We start from the raw sequence: 14,743 nt of genomic DNA, 5'->3' as shown, positions 1-14,743 counted from the left end.
TCCTAAATTTTATACATAAAATGATTTAAGTCAAGCTTGCCTCGTGGCATTTAATAATTTTTTGTTATAATCCTTTAAAATTTTTAAAGGCCTAAAATGAATGAAAGAACGATTATTTTAGAGATGTTAAAGATGCAGCAAAGCCTAAATGATGAGACAAATGGGCTTGGCTGGGAAAATGGTTATACTAATAAAAATAAATTAATCAGCTGGAAGCGCTGCATATATATGGAATGTGCTGAACTGATTGATAGCTTTGCTTGGAAGCACTGGAAGAGCATCGATGCTAAGACTGATGAGCAAAATTTACGCATAGAAGTTGTTGATATCTGGCACTTTATAATGAGTCTAGCTTTGCAAATTTATAAATCAAAACAGCTTGGAGATATAGAAACTTTAGCCGATGATATTTGCCAATCAAGCGGTTTTAGTGAGTTTTGCAAAGAGCCATTAAGGATCGAAGACGAGAGCATTTATGAGATAATGAATGACGTTGAAATGCTCATACATGAGTGCAGCGGATTTGACTACGATATATTTGATATTTTAAAAATTTACTTCTCTATGTCTTTAAAATGTGGAGTAAATTTGTACTCGCTTTACGAATGCTATATCGCCAAAAACGTGCTAAATCGCTTCCGCCAAAACAACGGCTATAAAGAGGGAAGCTACAAGAAAAACTGGAATGGACGCGAAGACAATGAAGTGATGAGCAAAATTTTGTCAAATGGCGTTAGCAAGATAGGTGAAATTTATGCCGCACTTGAGCATGAATATAAAAAGGTAAAATGATAAACCTTCTTCGTCTAGGTTTTAAAGATTTTTTTACAGCCAAATTTATAGTGCTATCCATCTTGCCACTTTGTCTTAGCATTTTTAGTCTTGCGTGGCTTACGGTCTGGGGCGGCGGTGAGATATTTGACCTTTTAAGTGATAGTGCTAAAAACGAAAATTTTACCTTTTTAGAGGCAAACTCGGCGCTCTCTTTTATCGCTATTAAAATTTTAAGCTTTAGCGCCACAAAATGGATAGTTAGCATACTTTTTTATATTCTGAGCACCTTTTTAACGATCATTGTTAGCATCGTGATCGCTCTAGTCGTAGCTGGCTTTTTAACTCCAGTTGTTACTAAAGAGATAAACAAAAGACACTATAACTACGTGCTTAAAAGCGAGGTTAGCACGGCTAGAGTGCTAAAGGTGATGATGATTGAGATCATGAAATTTCTTGGGATATTGCTCGTTTGCCTACCGCTTTTGTTTGTGCCATTTGTAAATTTTTTCATCATTAATGTGCCGTTTTTTTATATCTATTACAAGCTTTTACTAATAGACATTGGCTCAAATGCGCTTGATAGTGATAAATTCGAGCTTGCTTTGCTTGAGGGTGGTGGGATAAAATTTGTAGCTTTTACGTTTTTGTTTTATCTCATCTCGCTTGTGCCGCTTGTTGGGCTATTTTTTCAGCTTTATTTTGTGATAGTTTTGTCGCACCTCTTTTATCAAAGAGAGGCACTAGTTAAAATTTAGAGCCAAAAGGCTCTAAATTTAAGCGTAGTAAGATAGCTTGTTGCTCTCATCAAGCAAAGTATCAAATAGCCTTTTTGTGGCACTTAGCAGATTTTTATTTGCATCATTTTTAGCTAGAAGCTCGTCAAACATCTTTAGCATATTGTCATTTATGAAATTTTTGTGATTTAGATCTTTTGTGTCAGGCAGCATCTGCTTGATCTTGTTTGAAAGATTACTTATGCTTTGGCTACTACCAGCGATCTTGTCGCCCTCTTTGACGTTTTTCATAAATTCATCAACCTGTGGGCGAATTTGCTTCATCGCCTCTTCGATCTCTTTCATATCTTGCTCGTCTATGCCGTTTCCTTTATATAAAAACTCATAGCCGTATTCGTGGGTTAGAGTTAGACTTCTTTGGCTTGAAGTGCCATTTTTTTGGCTTGAAAACTCCAAACTTTTGTTGTCATACATTGAAAAGCTTATCTCATCGCCTGAGCTAGTTTTCATCGAAAAGCTCATGTTGTTGTAGCTTCCTTGAGAGTAAAAATTTGTTTGCATTTTTAAATCCTTTTGAGGCTACATCGGCAAAATTTTAATTTCATAAAGCAAAATTTTGTAAAATGCGTCAAAAAAGGACGGGCGATGTGTTGTTTTGGGACTAGGATCTTTTTGCTTATGCTTATCACTGTTTTAAGCTTTGGCTTTGCTAGGCTCTACCCAGTTTTACCAGTCGTTGGCTACTACTTGATACTTGCAAATTTGCTTGCCATTTTGATGTTTTCACTATTTTTTAAAGGGCTTTTGCCAAGCTTTGTAAAAGTAAATGCAATCCACTATTTTTCGCTAATAGGTGGCTTTTTGGGAGCTTTTTTAACGATGTTTGTTTTTAAAAAAGTTGCAAAAGATAAATTTACTTTAATAGAGCTTATTATTTTTACGCTTTGGATGCTAATAATCGCCGTAGTCATCTTTAAATTTCAAGCCATTCTTGATATTTTTAGAGGAATTTAGATGGATGAGAGGATAGTTAAATTTTTTAAAAAGATGCATCTTGCTAGCATTTGCGCCATTGATGATGAGGGGCAGCCTTATGCTTTTAGCGCATTTTACGCCTTTGATGAGCTAAATTTTAGCCTTTTGTTAGCTAGCTCTGATGAGAGCTCACATGTTAAATTTTTAAAAAACTCAAAGCTTGTTGCTGGTACGGTCGCTCTTGATACAAAGATTGTTGGCAAGATAGAGGGCGTACAGTTTCAAGGAGTGATGAGAGAAGCTAAAGAAAACGAAATAGAAATTTATTTCAAAAGGTTTTTTTATGCAAAGGCAATGAATCCAAAAATTTGGTCTATAAGCCTTGAAAAACTAAAATTTACAAGTAATATTCTTGGTTTTGGCAAGAAGATAAAATGGGAAAAAGGTGGCAAAATTTAGACGTTAAGCTTATATAAGCTACAATCATTGAAAAATTAGAAAAATAAGGAGAATTTATGAAATTTAGCGGAAAAAACGTGCTAATAACAGGTGCAAGCAGAGGTATTGGCGCACAGATCGCAAAGACGCTTGCAAATATGGGCTTAAAAGTGTGGATAAATTACCGTTCAAAACCTGAGATAGCAGACGCCTTGCAGGCTGAGATCGAGCAAAATGGCGGCAAGGCTGCAGTGATAAAATTTGACGCAACTGACGAAGATGAGTTTATAAAAGGTATAAATTTGATAGTCGATAGCGACGGCGAGCTAAGCTACCTTGTAAATAACGCTGGTATCACAAATGACAAGCTAGCGCTTCGCATGAAAACTAGCGAATTTACAGATGTGATAAATGCAAATTTAACTTCAGCTTTCATAGGATGTAGAGAGGCTTTAAAAGTGATGAGCAAAAAGCGCTTTGGAGCGGTCGTAAATGTCGCATCTATCGTTGGCGAGATGGGAAATGCAGGACAGGTAAACTATTCAGCCAGCAAGGGCGGACTGATCGCTATGAGTAAGAGCTTTGCAAAAGAGGGCGCAAGCAGAAATATCCGCTTTAACAGCGTAACCCCAGGCTTTATCGAGACTGATATGACGCATGGGCTAAGTGATGAGGTGAAAAAAACTTATAGTGATAACATCCCGCTAAAACGTTTTGGTAGCGCTAGCGAGGTGGCTGAGGCAGTGGCGTTTTTACTAAGTGATCACGCAAGCTATGTAACTGGCGAGACGCTTAAAATAAACGGCGGACTTTATATGTAGGTAAATTTCAGACAAGTTTTGAAATTTAAAATAAATAAAAGCGTAAATATTATAAGATAACAGACATTTTTTATAAGGAGACCTTAAAATGGCAGTATTTGAAGACGTAAGAGACGTAGTTGTAGAGCAACTAAGTGTAGATCCACAAGCGGTAAAACTAGAGTCTAAAATCATCGAAGATTTAGGCGCTGACTCACTTGACGTTGTAGAGCTAGTTATGGCTTTAGAAGAGAAATTTGAAGTAGAAATTCCTGATAGTGAAGCAGAGAAATTAATAAGCATTCAAGACGTTGTAAATTATATAGAAAAACTAGGTAAATAATTTAATTTACACAGTTTGATTTAAGGAGATGTATTGAAACGAGTCGTTGTAACTGGTATAGGCATGATAAACGCACTTGGTCTTGATAAAGAGAGTTCTTTTAAGGCTATTTGTGAGGGTAAAACAGGTGTGAAAGAGATCACAAGCTTTGATGTAAGTGACTTTCCTGTTAAAATTGCTGCCGAAATAACTGATTTTGATCCAAATAGCATTTTAGACGGCAAAGAGGTGAAAAAAGTAGATCGTTTCATACAGCTTGGCATAAAAGCATCTAATGAAGCTATGGCTGATGCAAATTTTAAAGAGTTTGATGCTCATAAATTTGGCGTTAGTTCAGCAGCTGGTATAGGCGGTTTGCCAAATATTGAGAAAAACTCAATTACATACTTTGAAAAAGGCGTAAAGAGAATTTCGCCATTTTTTATTCCATCGGCACTTGTAAATATGCTAGGTGGCATAGTTTCTATAAATCACGGGCTTAAGGGTCCAAATTTATCTAGTGTAACGGCATGTGCAGCAAGCACTCATGCGATATCGCAAGCTGCAAAGTGTATAATGATCGGTCAAGCTACAAATATGCTAGTTATCGGTGCTGAGTCTACTATTTGTGGTGTAGGCATAGGTGGCTTTGCAGCAATGAAAGCTCTCTCAACTAGAAATGATGAACCAAGTAAGGCGTCAAGGCCATTTGATGCAAATCGCGATGGTTTCGTAATGGGTGAAGGAGCTGGTGCGCTTGTACTTGAAGAGTATGAGTCAGCTATTGCAAGAGGTGCTAAAATTTATGCTGAAGTAGTTGGATTTGGCGAGAGTGGAGATGCTCATCATATCACGTCACCAACACTTGAAGGTCCATTAAGTGCGATGAAACAAGCACTTGATATGGCAAAAGGTGTAAAGATAGATTATGTAAATGCGCACGGTACTTCAACACCTGTAAATGATAAGAATGAGACTGCGGCACTAAAAGCAGTTTTTGGTGATAAATGTCCACCAGTTAGCTCAACAAAAGGTCAAACCGGACACTGTCTAGGTGGTGCTGGTGCGATCGAGGCTGTTATATCTATAATGGCAATGAGAGACGGAATTATCCCTCCAACAATAAACTACGAAGCTCCTGATCCAGAGTGCGATCTAGACTACGTTCCAAATAAAGCTAGAAAAGCTGATATAAAAGCTGTTATGAGCAACTCATTTGGCTTTGGTGGAACAAACGGCGTCGTAATATTTAAAAAGTTGGATTAAGATGTCAAATTATTTAGATTTTGAAAAAAGCATAAAACAAATTGATGAAGATATAGCAAATGCTAAGATCAGAGGCGATGAACATGCTGTTGAAATTTTAAATAAGAATTTATCCAAAGAGATATCAAAAATATATAAAAATTTAAACGAATATCAACGTTTGCAGCTTGCTCGTCATCCAGATAGACCATATTCTATTGATTATATTAATGCGTTTTTGATTGATGGATATGAGATTCATGGAGATAGGGCATTTAGAGATGATCCAGCAATAGTTTGCTACATCGGCTATATCGGAGGTAAAAAGACTGTCGTTATAGGCGAGCAAAAGGGCCGTGGCACTAAAAATAAATTAAGAAGAAATTTTGGTATGCCTCATCCTGAGGGTTATCGCAAAGCTCTTAGAGTTGCAAAAATGGCTGAGAAATTTAATCTACCTATTTTATTTCTCGTAGACACTCCAGGCGCATATCCAGGTGTTGGAGCTGAAGAGCGAGGACAAAGTGAAGCCATAGCTAGAAATTTGTTTGAGTTTGCAAATTTAAAAACTCCAATAATTGCTGTTGTCATAGGCGAAGGTGGAAGTGGTGGCGCTTTAGCTATTGGTGTGGCTGATAGACTTGCCATGATGAAAAATTCTGTATTTTCAGTTATATCACCAGAAGGCTGTGCAGCAATACTTTGGAATGATCCAGCTAAACAAGAACAAGCTACAAAATCTATGAAGATAACAGCTGATGATTTAAAAAGTCTATCACTGATTGATGCTGTTATAGATGAGCCGATAAATGGAGCTCATAGAGATAAAGATGGTGCTGCAAAAGCACTTGCAAATTATTTTATCTCAGAGCTAGCTGAGCTTGAAAAGCTTGATGTAAATGATCTTGTAGCAAAAAGAATAGAAAAAATTCTCTCTATCGGAGCATTTGAAGAATAAATTTATAGTCACAACAATTTTATAAGAATACTTATCAAATTTGTTTGTGGCATCATCTACCAAAATACTAAAACAATTTAAAAATCAATATAAATTTAATCACTTTAACAGCCATAATTTTTACACTAGCTTTTATATCTTTAAGATTTAAACACTAAAATTATTAATATCAAATCTACATAAAGAGTATTAATGAATAAATTTCAAGAAAAATACATCACTCTTTCAAAAAAATATTATAAAAATAATGACAATGCTTCTAGTATTGAGGCACTCTATCAGTTTAAAGAAGAGTTGGAAAATTGTGATGACATTTGCGCAAAGTATGTTTTAGTCGATGTTTATCAGCTTTTATCTATGAGAAAGAGTGCTTACGACTTACTTTTAAAAATACATGACAAAAGTGATAAAAAGCAGCTAAAGGCACTTGGCTATCTAGTGCAATTCATTGACGAAAATGATAAATGGGCGCTGCCTCGCCCAAAAAGTAGAGATCAAATTTTGACTCAAAAAGATAAAGCTATCACGTTACCAAAATTTATCTACCATCCCAATCCTTTAAAAACTGGCGCATTTAAAGATGATATGAACATAGTGTGTGAGTGTTGTGGCAAAGATACTGAAGTTTATTATAGCGGTAGCATTTATTGCGAGCAGGATATTTCGTATCTTTGTCCTACTTGTATTTCTAGTGGTAAGGCTGCTAAGAAATTTGACGCAACATTTGTGCAAGATGCTGATAAACTATCTACAAGTGATGCTAAAAAGGATGACGAACTCTTTAGAAGAACCCCGGGCTACGAGAGCTGGCAGGGCGAGCATTGGATAGTTTGTTGTGATGATTATTGCGAATTTTTAGGTGACATTGGTACAAGAGAGCTTGAAGAAATGGGCATAGCAGACGAGGTCTTTGAGGACTATGCAAAAAGAGCCGAATATGACGATAAAATGCTACGCGAACATCTTGTTAAAGCTGGCGATATTGCCGGATATTTGTTTCGTTGTCTGCATTGTAAGAAGTATCATATATACGTTGATGCTTGTTAAAGAGGAAAATATGGATATTGCAAAAATTTCTAAAGGTTGTAAAGAACGTGGGCTGGATGAACTTTTTAAACTTTTATCGCCACTAGCAAGAAATGCCATAAGGATAGATGTGCAAGCTAAAAATGACGATGATATCGCTGTTGGAGCGTCTAAATTTGGCGGCTCGCCAGATCTGCCAGATGGTTTATCATGGCCTTCAAATGAAAATGGCGCTTTGAGTTTTGTGGCACAGATAAATTTTGCTGAAGCTAGCAAATTTGACATTGACTCACTACTGCCAAAAAGCGGAATGCTCTATCTCTTTTATGATAGAAATTTGCGTGTTTGGGGCTATGATCCTACTGATAAAAATGGCTTTGCAGTGATCTTTTCTGATGTAAATGATGGGCCACTTTCTCGTAGGAGAGCGGAGAGTTTAGAGGGAGAAAATTTCACATTTAATGCGCGCTTGCTTAGCTTTGAAAATGAGATAAATTTGCCAAATTTACAAAGCTCGATTGTGCCATTTAGTAAAATTAGTGAAGCTGAGTGGGAGGCTTATCATGAGGTTATTGAGCCAAGCTGGCAGGCTAAAGAAAATAAGCTCCTTGGGCACTCCGATAATGTCCAAGATGGCATGGAGCTAGAGTGTGAGCTGGTTGCAAATGGACTTAGCTGTGGTGATGGTAGCGCCTATCACCACCCAAGAATAGCGGAATTTGAGAAAAATGTTGCCCAGTGGCAGCTGCTTTTGCAGATAGATAGTGATGATGAGGGCGATATGGACTGGGACGGAGAGGGCAGAATTTATCTGTGGATAAAGAGGGATGATCTGGTAGCACGCGATTTTAGCAAGACGTGGCTAATTTTACAGACAAGTTAAGGCTACCGAATTTATAAAAGATAAAAATTAAAATTTATAGGGAAATTTTATACTAGGGTTACACAATAAATTTTTACTAACATTTTTAGTTCGATTATCAAAATTTCACTTCCATTTCTACCACTAACTACTTAAATATATAAAATAATCAAAGATGGTAATGCCCAAATTTAGGCAAAATTTAGTAAAATCCTTAAAAATTTTAAAGGCAAAATATGTTTAATGGCTTGATTCGTGAGATCGCACAGGTTGTTAGTTATTCACAAAATATTTTAAGGCTAAAGGCAAATTTTCGTCCAAATTTAGGCGATAGCATTGCTGTAAATGGTGCTTGCCTGAGCGTAATAAAACTGCATGAAGATGGCTTTAGTGTGGAGCTAAGCGCAGAGAGTAGGGCAAATATCGCGGTTGAAAATTTAAAAGAAAGAGTGCATATCGAGCCAGCGATGAGGCTAGGAGACCGAGTAGATGGGCATTTAATGCAAGGACATATCGATTTTATCGGTAAAATTTCAAATATCAAAAAGAATGAGAACGGGATTGATTTCTATATCGACCTGCCGCGCGATGCTATGAGCTTGATGTCAAATAAAGGCTCGGTGGGCGTCGAGGGAGTGAGTCTAACTATAAATGAAATTTTGCCAAAGGGTATAAGGCTCACAATCATACCAATCACATTTAGAGATAGCCTTTTTGGCACTTTTAAGGTTGGCAGGCGCGTAAATATCGAAAGTGATCTTTTGGCTAGATATGTAGCTAGGCAGCTTTTTTGCAAGCAAGATAGTGGCCTTAGCTGGGACGATGTTGAGCGAATTTCTAGCCTTTACTAGGTGGATAAAATGCGTGAAAATTTAGAGATCGTCTTTGATAAAAATGGCGTATTAGCTGGCTTTACAAATAGATTTGGCGGTGTGAGTGAGGGCACTTTTGAGAGCTTAAATTTAGCAGATCATGTTGGCGATGATCCGCTAAAGGTCGCACAAAATCGTGAAATTTTAGCAACGGCGCTTGGCATTATGCCTGTTAATTTAAAATTTATGAGCCAAATCCACTCAAATAAAGTGGAAATTTTGCAACATTTTAACGATGATCTACCTCCGTGTGATGGTGTGATAACATCATTAAAAGGCGTGGCGCTTTGCGTCTTAGTCGCTGACTGTGCACCTGTTTTGATAATAGATGAACATCTTGGCGTAGTCGCAGCTGTGCATGCGGGACGCGCAGGTGTTACTAGTAAAATTTGCACAAATGCAGTGGGGCTGATGACGAGTGAGTTTGGTTGTCGCGCTAGTAATTTACGCGTATTTATAGGCGCAAATATCAAAGTGCAAAACTACGAAGTAGGCAAGCTAGATCTTGGTGAATTTAATCGATACAAAAATGATGGAAAATTTGATATAAACGCAGCTTTATTAGACGAATTTGCTAAGCTTGGAGTAGAGCAAATATCGCTAGATCCTCGTTGCACTTTTGAGAGAGATGAATTATTCTCATACCGCAAACAGAGTAGGACCGGGCGTTTTTGCGGATTTGTGATGAATAGAGCCACATCGATAAATACTAAAAAATAAAAGTAAATTTTTAGCTTCATTGCTTGCCTGTTAAAATTTGCCAGCTAAATTGTATTGAATGTTTTGATATTTAATTTGATCTAAAAATGGCTAAATATAATAATTTTTAGCTACAATTTGACATTGAATCTCAAAAAGAACAACAAGGAAAATCATGCAAATAGGTAAAATTTTGACTGCCATTATGTTAACAGGAGCCTTTTATATGGCGCAAGCACACATGTTTTGGGTAGATGGAGCTAATGATGAAAAACTAGGAAAATTTATCGCAAACATGGGTTATAGCGACGATTTTCCAAAGCTAGAGCCTATTATGGCCGAACGTGTCCATCTTTTTGCGCCAATTACTGTAATAAGTAAAGATGGTAACAAAAAGAAGCTTATACAAAGTGGCGAGAACTACCGCTACGATGGCGAAAGATTAGACAAAGGCACATATATCTTACTAGCACAGCAAAATCCTATGTATTCGCTTAAAAAGCGTAGTGATGGCAAGTGGTTAATAGACAAAACTAAGCTTGATCTAAAGGATCTAAGCGATATACAGATTTGCCGGCTGATGACGATAACATCTAAAAGAGTCTTAAATTTAGGTGAAACAAACGACTTCGTAACTAAACCTATTGGAGTTAAAATCGAGATCGCACCGCTACAAAACCCAGCGGATTTTAGAGTGGATAAGCCTTTTAAATTGCAGGTTTTTGCTGATGGAAAGCCGCTAGAGCGAGCCAAACTAACTGGTACTTTTGCTGGATTTTTAGACCATAAGCACGCATTTTACGGTATGACAGATGAGCAAGGCATCACTGAAGTGTTAGCTCTAAGGCCAGGTTTTTGGGTATTTGAGGTGATTTATGAAAGACCTTATCCAGATGCTACGAAGTGTGACAAAGAGACGTTAAAAACGACACTTAGTTTTGAGATAAAAGAATAAAAGTTTGATATAAATTTGAGTCCGAATTTATTATAAATTTTTTATAATCGCTTTGTAATTTTGAAAGTAGAGAAAGAATGCCTTACGAAAACTTTAAATCAAAAAATCCTCTTGTGCTAAAAATCACTACAAACGCAAGAAAATTTGGCGTAGAAACGCTACAAAACGAGGAGTTTGTAAGTATTCTTTTAAATGTTAAGAAGCTTGAAATTTCATCCGAACAAAGGCAAGCAATGGCAGAAATTTTTGCTAAGTTAATAAAAATCGAAGAAGACTCACAATTAAGTAAATAAACTTTAGTTTAAATTCATATTACTTTAAGTATAATCCCCCTTTATTTCACACACGACAATCCTAAATTTGGTTGTGCGAAAGCATTAATGGTCGTGGAGGATAAAACTAAATTCAAGGCAAAATGCCTAAAACAAGGAGAAACTCATGGTAACTATGAGAGATTTATTAGAGTGTGGCGTACATTTTGGTCACCAAACACGCCGCTGGAACCCAAAGATGAAAAAATTTATCTTTGGCGAGAGAAAAGGTATCTATATTATAGATCTACAAAAGACTATCCGCTACTTCCGCTACACTTACAACATTGTTCGTGACGCAGCTGCTGAAGGCAAGTCAGTGCTATTTGTAGGCACTAAAAAACAAGCTATCGACGCTATAAAAGAGTATGCTGAAAAATGTGGAATGCCTTATGTAAATCACCGCTGGTTAGGTGGTATGATGACAAACTTCGGTACTATCCGCCAGTCTATCCGCAAACTAGAAGTCATCGAAACTATGGAAGAAGATGGTTCGATAAATTTACTAACTAAAAAAGAGGCATTGATGCTTCGCCGCAAAAAAGAGAAACTTATCGCGACTCTTGGCGGTATCCGCAATATGAAAAGCCTACCTGATATGATATTTGTTGTTGATACAGTTAAAGAAAAGATCGCTGTTCAAGAGGCTAATCGTTTAAAAATTCCGGTTGTAGCACCGATCGATACAAACTGCGATCCTGACGTTGTTGATTATCCAATCCCAGGAAACGACGATGCGATCCGCTCTGTTCAGCTTTTCTGCCAAGAGATGGCTGAAGCGATCAACGAAGGTAAATCACTTCTTGAGCAAGATGGTGGCGAGCAAGCTGCTGGCGAAGAAGTAAGCCAAGATGAGAAAGACGCAGTAATAGCTGAGGCTATGAGCGAAGAAGACTTTGGCGAGGACGAAGAGTAATGGAAATAACTGCACAAATGGTAAAAGAGCTCCGCGAATCAACCGGAGCTGGTATGATGGACTGCAAAAAGGCACTTGGTGAAGCAAATGGCGACATGGAAAAAGCTGTTGACATCCTTCGTGAAAAAGGCCTAGGTCAAGCTGCTAAAAAGGCTGACCGCCTTGCAAGCGAGGGCTTAGTAAGCGTTGAAGTTTGCTCAAAATGTAAAAAAGCAACTATCAGCGAGATCAACTCTGAGACTGACTTTGTTGCTAGAAACCCACAGTTTCAAGCACTTGCAAAAGACGCAACAGCTCACATCCAATCAAGCGGCATAGCAACAGTTGAAGAGCTAAATGCGAGCACTTTAAATGGTGTTAAATTTGAAGATTATTTCAAAACTCAGATCGCAACTATCGGTGAGAACCTTGTAGTTCGCCGCTTTGAGACTATTAGCGCTGATGATAAGGGCGTGGTAAATGGCTACGTTCACTCAAATGGCCGCGTTGGCGTACTTATCGGTGCAGCTTGCGAAAGTGCTGAAGTTGCAAACAAAGCAGCTGAATTTATAAGAAATTTATGTATGCACGCAGCTGCTATGAAGCCAAGCGTTATAAGCTACAAAGACCTTGACAAAGAGTTTGTTGAAAAAGAATTTATCGCACTTCGCGCTGAACTTGAAAAAGATAATGAAGAGCTAAAACGCCTAGGCAAACCACTTCACCACATCCCTGAGTATGCTAGCCGCTGCCAGATAGGTGAGGCTGAGCTTGCAAAAGCTACAAAAGCGATCGAAGAAGAGCTAAAAGCTGAGGGCAAACCTGAGAAAATTTGGGATAAGATCATCCCTGGTAAGATCGAGAGATTTTACGCTGACAACACAGTGCTTGACCAACGCCTTACGCTTTTAGGTCAGTTTTATGTAATGGACGATAAAAAGACTATCGAACAAGTTATCGAAGAGAAGAGCAAAGAGCTTGGCGGCAAGATCGAGATCGTAAAATACGTTCGTTTCGAGCTTGGCGAAGGCTTAGAGAAAAAAGTAGATGACTTTGCTGCAGAAGTTGCTGCTCAAATAGGCTAATGGAAATTTTAAGAGCGTCTAATCTAGGCTTTGCGTATGATTATACGCTCTTTAATAATATAAATTTAACTCTCAATCAAAAACAAAGTATTGCGATAACCGGCGTTAGCGGTTGTGGAAAATCAACACTTTTACATATACTTTCAACTCTTTTGAAACCAAATTTTGGTGAGGTCATCTATCAAGATAAATCTATCTATGAGCTTTCTCAAAACGAGCTTTTAGACATTAGAAGGCTTCATTTTGGCATTATTTTCCAGTCGCATTATCTTTTTAAAGGATTTAGTGCTTATGAAAATATTGAGCTTGCAAGCATCTTGTCTAGTGAAAAAATAGAAAAAAATGATCTTGCATCACTTAAAATTTTAAATGTGATAAATCAAAAAGTTGGTGAGCTAAGCGGTGGTCAGCAACAACGTGTGAGTATCGCTAGAGTACTTACCAAGAAGCCAAAGATCATCTTTGCAGACGAGCCAACGGGTAACCTTGACAAGCAAACAGCAAATGAAGTGATGCAAGTTTTATTTGACTATATAAATGAAAATAGCGCTGCCCTTGTGCTAGTTACTCATGACAACGATCTAGCAGCTAAATGCGACAACTCATACAAGCTTGAGAACAAAGAGCTTGTGCAAATTTCTTAAAATTTAAAAACTAAAATTTATTATTTTATCTTTAATATTTTTATAAATTTTTCCGATTTAGATTTATCTATATCTTTATAATAAAAATTTGTATTAAAAAGCTTTATGTAAGAAGTAGAATAAGGTAAGACTAAATTACTTGCCTGATTAATAGAAAGTTTAGACTACCCACCAATATGTTTTGTATTATTCTTATCCCTTTTGTTTTAAAAATTCCTCTTCTTCTTTTGTAGGGTTATAATCATCTTTCAAAATTTTTTCTTAGTATCAATCTTTTGCTCTAATATAATCTTCTCATAAATTTTATATGTTAGCTTTCGGTATTCAAGGTAATTTCTAAACCATACCCATGTCATACATCATATTGGTAGCTTGCACATTTTAACTCTTTAAGTTGTTGATGGTGAGCATGCATCTTTTGAATTTGTGCTGAAGTGTTGTTATCTATTACATTTGTGTGGAGCTAGTGTCGCTATTATCAAATACGAAATACTCGAGATTTTTTATATCCTTATGCCAATCAATCACATCATGATCACCAAAGAAATATACTCAGCCCTCTAAGATGTTATTTTTTGCCTTTGTTAGAGCGTATTTTGCGATATTGTCATGTGGTATGTGGCAGTCTACGCATCTTGCTTTGATGCCTGTTTTACCATTACCACTGTGGATGTCGTAGTTATATGCAATGACCACAGGATCCATCTCATGACAAACTATACAGAAATTTATCTCCGCTTGTATCATAAAGTGCATAATGAACTGGCAAAACAACTAAAAATCCAAAATTTTACTTATAAAGATTATAGGCACTAATAGTTTTTGAAATTTTCAAGGTGTTACCCTCCCCATTCATTGTGGAATTTTATGCTCGTGGCACTCATCGCAGTATAAAGTCGGACCATCATAAACTGAGTTGTGAGGATTTGCTTTTAGAGTATCCATAAATTTTAGTCCATCAGCTAAGAGCTTTTACTCTTATGACAGGATAAGAAGCCATTATCACTGGTCGCTTTAAATTTGCTAGGATCATTGCCTTGGTTTTTGATGGCAATCAATAGACTAAAATTTGATTAAATAATAATCTCTCATGATTAAATTTGTATTGCTAAGTGCTAATGTGCGCCAATAGCTACCAATGCATTATT

At 37.0% G+C, this 14,743-nt stretch carries 19 protein-coding genes and 1 pseudogene; 17 read left to right on the top strand and 3 right to left on the bottom strand.

The features are described 5' to 3' along the window. Positions 1 to 96: 96 nt before the first annotated feature. Entirely contained in the window at positions 97 to 792 is a 696-nt protein-coding gene (gene dut / locus CVT17_RS07820; RefSeq protein WP_107770624.1) for a dUTPase, read from the top strand. Then, the gene (locus CVT17_RS07815; protein WP_107770625.1) at positions 789 to 1,529 is read left to right on the top strand and encodes an EI24 domain-containing protein; all 741 of its coding nucleotides are present in this window, start codon (positions 789 to 791) and stop codon (positions 1,527 to 1,529) included. Before dut ends, CVT17_RS07815 begins: the two co-directional genes overlap by 4 nt. 18 nt (positions 1,530 to 1,547) lie before the next feature. On the opposite strand, the gene CVT17_RS07810 is transcribed toward CVT17_RS07815, so the two are convergent. After that, on the bottom strand, positions 1,548 to 2,069 hold the full coding sequence (locus tag CVT17_RS07810; RefSeq protein ID WP_107770626.1) for an ATP/GTP-binding protein: 522 nt from the start codon (positions 2,067 to 2,069) through the stop codon (positions 1,548 to 1,550). An 84-nt stretch (positions 2,070 to 2,153) separates the two neighbouring features. Between CVT17_RS07810 and CVT17_RS07805 the strand changes: the two genes are divergently transcribed. The 15 genes from CVT17_RS07805 to CVT17_RS07735 all read left to right on the top strand — a co-directional run bounded on the left by CVT17_RS07805 (position 2,154) and on the right by CVT17_RS07735 (position 13,595). Beyond that, positions 2,154 to 2,522 carry an L-arabinose ABC transporter gene (locus CVT17_RS07805; RefSeq protein ID WP_230853286.1) on the top strand — a complete coding sequence of 123 codons (369 nt, stop codon included), beginning with the start codon at positions 2,154 to 2,156 and terminating at the stop codon, positions 2,520 to 2,522. Further along, positions 2,523 to 2,942, top strand: a complete 420-nt coding sequence (locus tag CVT17_RS07800) for a hypothetical protein (RefSeq protein ID WP_107770627.1) — start codon at positions 2,523 to 2,525, stop codon at positions 2,940 to 2,942. It begins immediately after the preceding gene. A 56-nt stretch (positions 2,943 to 2,998) separates the two neighbouring features. After that, complete coding sequence (gene fabG, locus CVT17_RS07795; protein WP_021083753.1) at positions 2,999 to 3,742, top strand: 3-oxoacyl-ACP reductase FabG; 744 nt, start codon at positions 2,999 to 3,001, stop codon at positions 3,740 to 3,742. An 88-nt stretch (positions 3,743 to 3,830) separates the two neighbouring features. Next, entirely contained in the window at positions 3,831 to 4,064 is a 234-nt protein-coding gene (gene acpP, locus CVT17_RS07790) for an acyl carrier protein (protein WP_021091725.1), read from the top strand. Positions 4,065 to 4,097: 33 nt separating this feature from the next. Beyond that, on the top strand, positions 4,098 to 5,309 hold the full coding sequence (locus CVT17_RS07785) for a beta-ketoacyl-ACP synthase II (RefSeq protein ID WP_107770628.1): 1,212 nt from the start codon (positions 4,098 to 4,100) through the stop codon (positions 5,307 to 5,309). A 1-nt stretch (position 5,310) separates the two neighbouring features. Next, on the top strand, positions 5,311 to 6,246 hold the full coding sequence (gene accA, locus CVT17_RS07780; protein WP_107858563.1) for an acetyl-CoA carboxylase carboxyl transferase subunit alpha: 936 nt from the start codon (positions 5,311 to 5,313) through the stop codon (positions 6,244 to 6,246). Between the two features lie 192 nt (positions 6,247 to 6,438). Further along, positions 6,439 to 7,293: a CbrC family protein gene (locus CVT17_RS07775; protein WP_107858562.1), complete on the top strand. Its 855-nt coding sequence runs from the start codon at positions 6,439 to 6,441 to the stop codon at positions 7,291 to 7,293. Beyond that, complete coding sequence (locus CVT17_RS07770) at positions 7,184 to 8,155, top strand: YwqG family protein (protein WP_196373561.1); 972 nt, start codon at positions 7,184 to 7,186, stop codon at positions 8,153 to 8,155. The genes CVT17_RS07775 and CVT17_RS07770 overlap by 110 nt, the downstream gene beginning before the upstream one ends. A 215-nt stretch (positions 8,156 to 8,370) precedes the next feature. Beyond that, positions 8,371 to 8,985 carry a riboflavin synthase gene (locus CVT17_RS07765; protein ID WP_107770631.1) on the top strand — a complete coding sequence of 205 codons (615 nt, stop codon included), beginning with the start codon at positions 8,371 to 8,373 and terminating at the stop codon, positions 8,983 to 8,985. 9 nt (positions 8,986 to 8,994) lie between these two features. Then, entirely contained in the window at positions 8,995 to 9,726 is a 732-nt protein-coding gene (gene pgeF, locus CVT17_RS07760) for a peptidoglycan editing factor PgeF (protein ID WP_107770632.1), read from the top strand. A 154-nt stretch (positions 9,727 to 9,880) separates the two neighbouring features. Next, positions 9,881 to 10,660: a DUF4198 domain-containing protein gene (locus tag CVT17_RS07755; protein WP_107858560.1), complete on the top strand. Its 780-nt coding sequence runs from the start codon at positions 9,881 to 9,883 to the stop codon at positions 10,658 to 10,660. A gap of 77 nt (positions 10,661 to 10,737) precedes the next feature. Beyond that, positions 10,738 to 10,953 carry an acetyltransferase gene (locus CVT17_RS07750; RefSeq protein WP_021091731.1) on the top strand — a complete coding sequence of 72 codons (216 nt, stop codon included), beginning with the start codon at positions 10,738 to 10,740 and terminating at the stop codon, positions 10,951 to 10,953. Between the two features lie 145 nt (positions 10,954 to 11,098). After that, positions 11,099 to 11,887 carry a 30S ribosomal protein S2 gene (gene rpsB / locus CVT17_RS07745; RefSeq protein ID WP_107770635.1) on the top strand — a complete coding sequence of 263 codons (789 nt, stop codon included), beginning with the start codon at positions 11,099 to 11,101 and terminating at the stop codon, positions 11,885 to 11,887. Next, complete coding sequence (tsf, locus tag CVT17_RS07740) at positions 11,887 to 12,951, top strand: translation elongation factor Ts (RefSeq protein WP_107770636.1); 1,065 nt, start codon at positions 11,887 to 11,889, stop codon at positions 12,949 to 12,951. Before rpsB ends, tsf begins: the two co-directional genes overlap by 1 nt. Beyond that, a complete protein-coding gene (locus CVT17_RS07735; protein ID WP_107770637.1) occupies positions 12,951 to 13,595 on the top strand; it encodes an ABC transporter ATP-binding protein in 645 nt (214 codons plus the stop codon). Before tsf ends, CVT17_RS07735 begins: the two co-directional genes overlap by 1 nt. A gap of 552 nt (positions 13,596 to 14,147) precedes the next feature. Here the strand turns inward: CVT17_RS07735 and CVT17_RS09460 are convergent. Together CVT17_RS09460 and CVT17_RS07725 are read right to left on the bottom strand one after the other, a co-directional pair. Beyond that, positions 14,148 to 14,342, bottom strand: a complete 195-nt coding sequence (locus CVT17_RS09460) for a NapC/NirT family cytochrome c (protein ID WP_320205177.1) — start codon at positions 14,340 to 14,342, stop codon at positions 14,148 to 14,150. Positions 14,343 to 14,459: 117 nt separating this feature from the next. Further along, positions 14,460 to 14,638 (bottom strand): annotated as a pseudogene (locus tag CVT17_RS07725) (cytochrome c3 family protein); the annotation flags it as partial. Positions 14,639 to 14,743: the final 105 nt, after the last annotated feature.

This window comes from Campylobacter concisus (genome assembly GCF_003048775.2).
Taxonomy (GTDB): Bacteria; Campylobacterota; Campylobacteria; order Campylobacterales; family Campylobacteraceae; genus Campylobacter_A; species Campylobacter_A concisus_I.
Note: the sequence above shows the minus strand (reverse complement) of the source record. Positions and strands in the feature narration are given on the sequence as shown.

Coding starts and splice junctions, on each gene's coding strand:
- dut (WP_107770624.1), top strand. CDS start 97: ATGAATGAAAGAACGATTATTTTAGAGATGTTAAAGATGCAGCAAAGC.
- CVT17_RS07815 (WP_107770625.1), top strand. CDS start 789: ATGATAAACCTTCTTCGTCTAGGTTTTAAAGATTTTTTTACAGCCAAA.
- CVT17_RS07810 (WP_107770626.1), bottom strand. CDS start 2,069: ATGCAAACAAATTTTTACTCTCAAGGAAGCTACAACAACATGAGCTTT.
- CVT17_RS07805 (WP_230853286.1), top strand. CDS start 2,154: ATGTGTTGTTTTGGGACTAGGATCTTTTTGCTTATGCTTATCACTGTT.
- CVT17_RS07800 (WP_107770627.1), top strand. CDS start 2,523: ATGGATGAGAGGATAGTTAAATTTTTTAAAAAGATGCATCTTGCTAGC.
- fabG (WP_021083753.1), top strand. CDS start 2,999: ATGAAATTTAGCGGAAAAAACGTGCTAATAACAGGTGCAAGCAGAGGT.
- acpP (WP_021091725.1), top strand. CDS start 3,831: ATGGCAGTATTTGAAGACGTAAGAGACGTAGTTGTAGAGCAACTAAGT.
- accA (WP_107858563.1), top strand. CDS start 5,311: ATGTCAAATTATTTAGATTTTGAAAAAAGCATAAAACAAATTGATGAA.
- CVT17_RS07775 (WP_107858562.1), top strand. CDS start 6,439: ATGAATAAATTTCAAGAAAAATACATCACTCTTTCAAAAAAATATTAT.
- CVT17_RS07770 (WP_196373561.1), top strand. CDS start 7,184: ATGACGATAAAATGCTACGCGAACATCTTGTTAAAGCTGGCGATATTG.
- CVT17_RS07765 (WP_107770631.1), top strand. CDS start 8,371: ATGTTTAATGGCTTGATTCGTGAGATCGCACAGGTTGTTAGTTATTCA.
- pgeF (WP_107770632.1), top strand. CDS start 8,995: ATGCGTGAAAATTTAGAGATCGTCTTTGATAAAAATGGCGTATTAGCT.
- CVT17_RS07755 (WP_107858560.1), top strand. CDS start 9,881: ATGCAAATAGGTAAAATTTTGACTGCCATTATGTTAACAGGAGCCTTT.
- CVT17_RS07750 (WP_021091731.1), top strand. CDS start 10,738: ATGCCTTACGAAAACTTTAAATCAAAAAATCCTCTTGTGCTAAAAATC.
- rpsB (WP_107770635.1), top strand. CDS start 11,099: ATGGTAACTATGAGAGATTTATTAGAGTGTGGCGTACATTTTGGTCAC.
- tsf (WP_107770636.1), top strand. CDS start 11,887: ATGGAAATAACTGCACAAATGGTAAAAGAGCTCCGCGAATCAACCGGA.
- CVT17_RS07735 (WP_107770637.1), top strand. CDS start 12,951: ATGGAAATTTTAAGAGCGTCTAATCTAGGCTTTGCGTATGATTATACG.
- CVT17_RS09460 (WP_320205177.1), bottom strand. CDS start 14,342: ATGATACAAGCGGAGATAAATTTCTGTATAGTTTGTCATGAGATGGAT.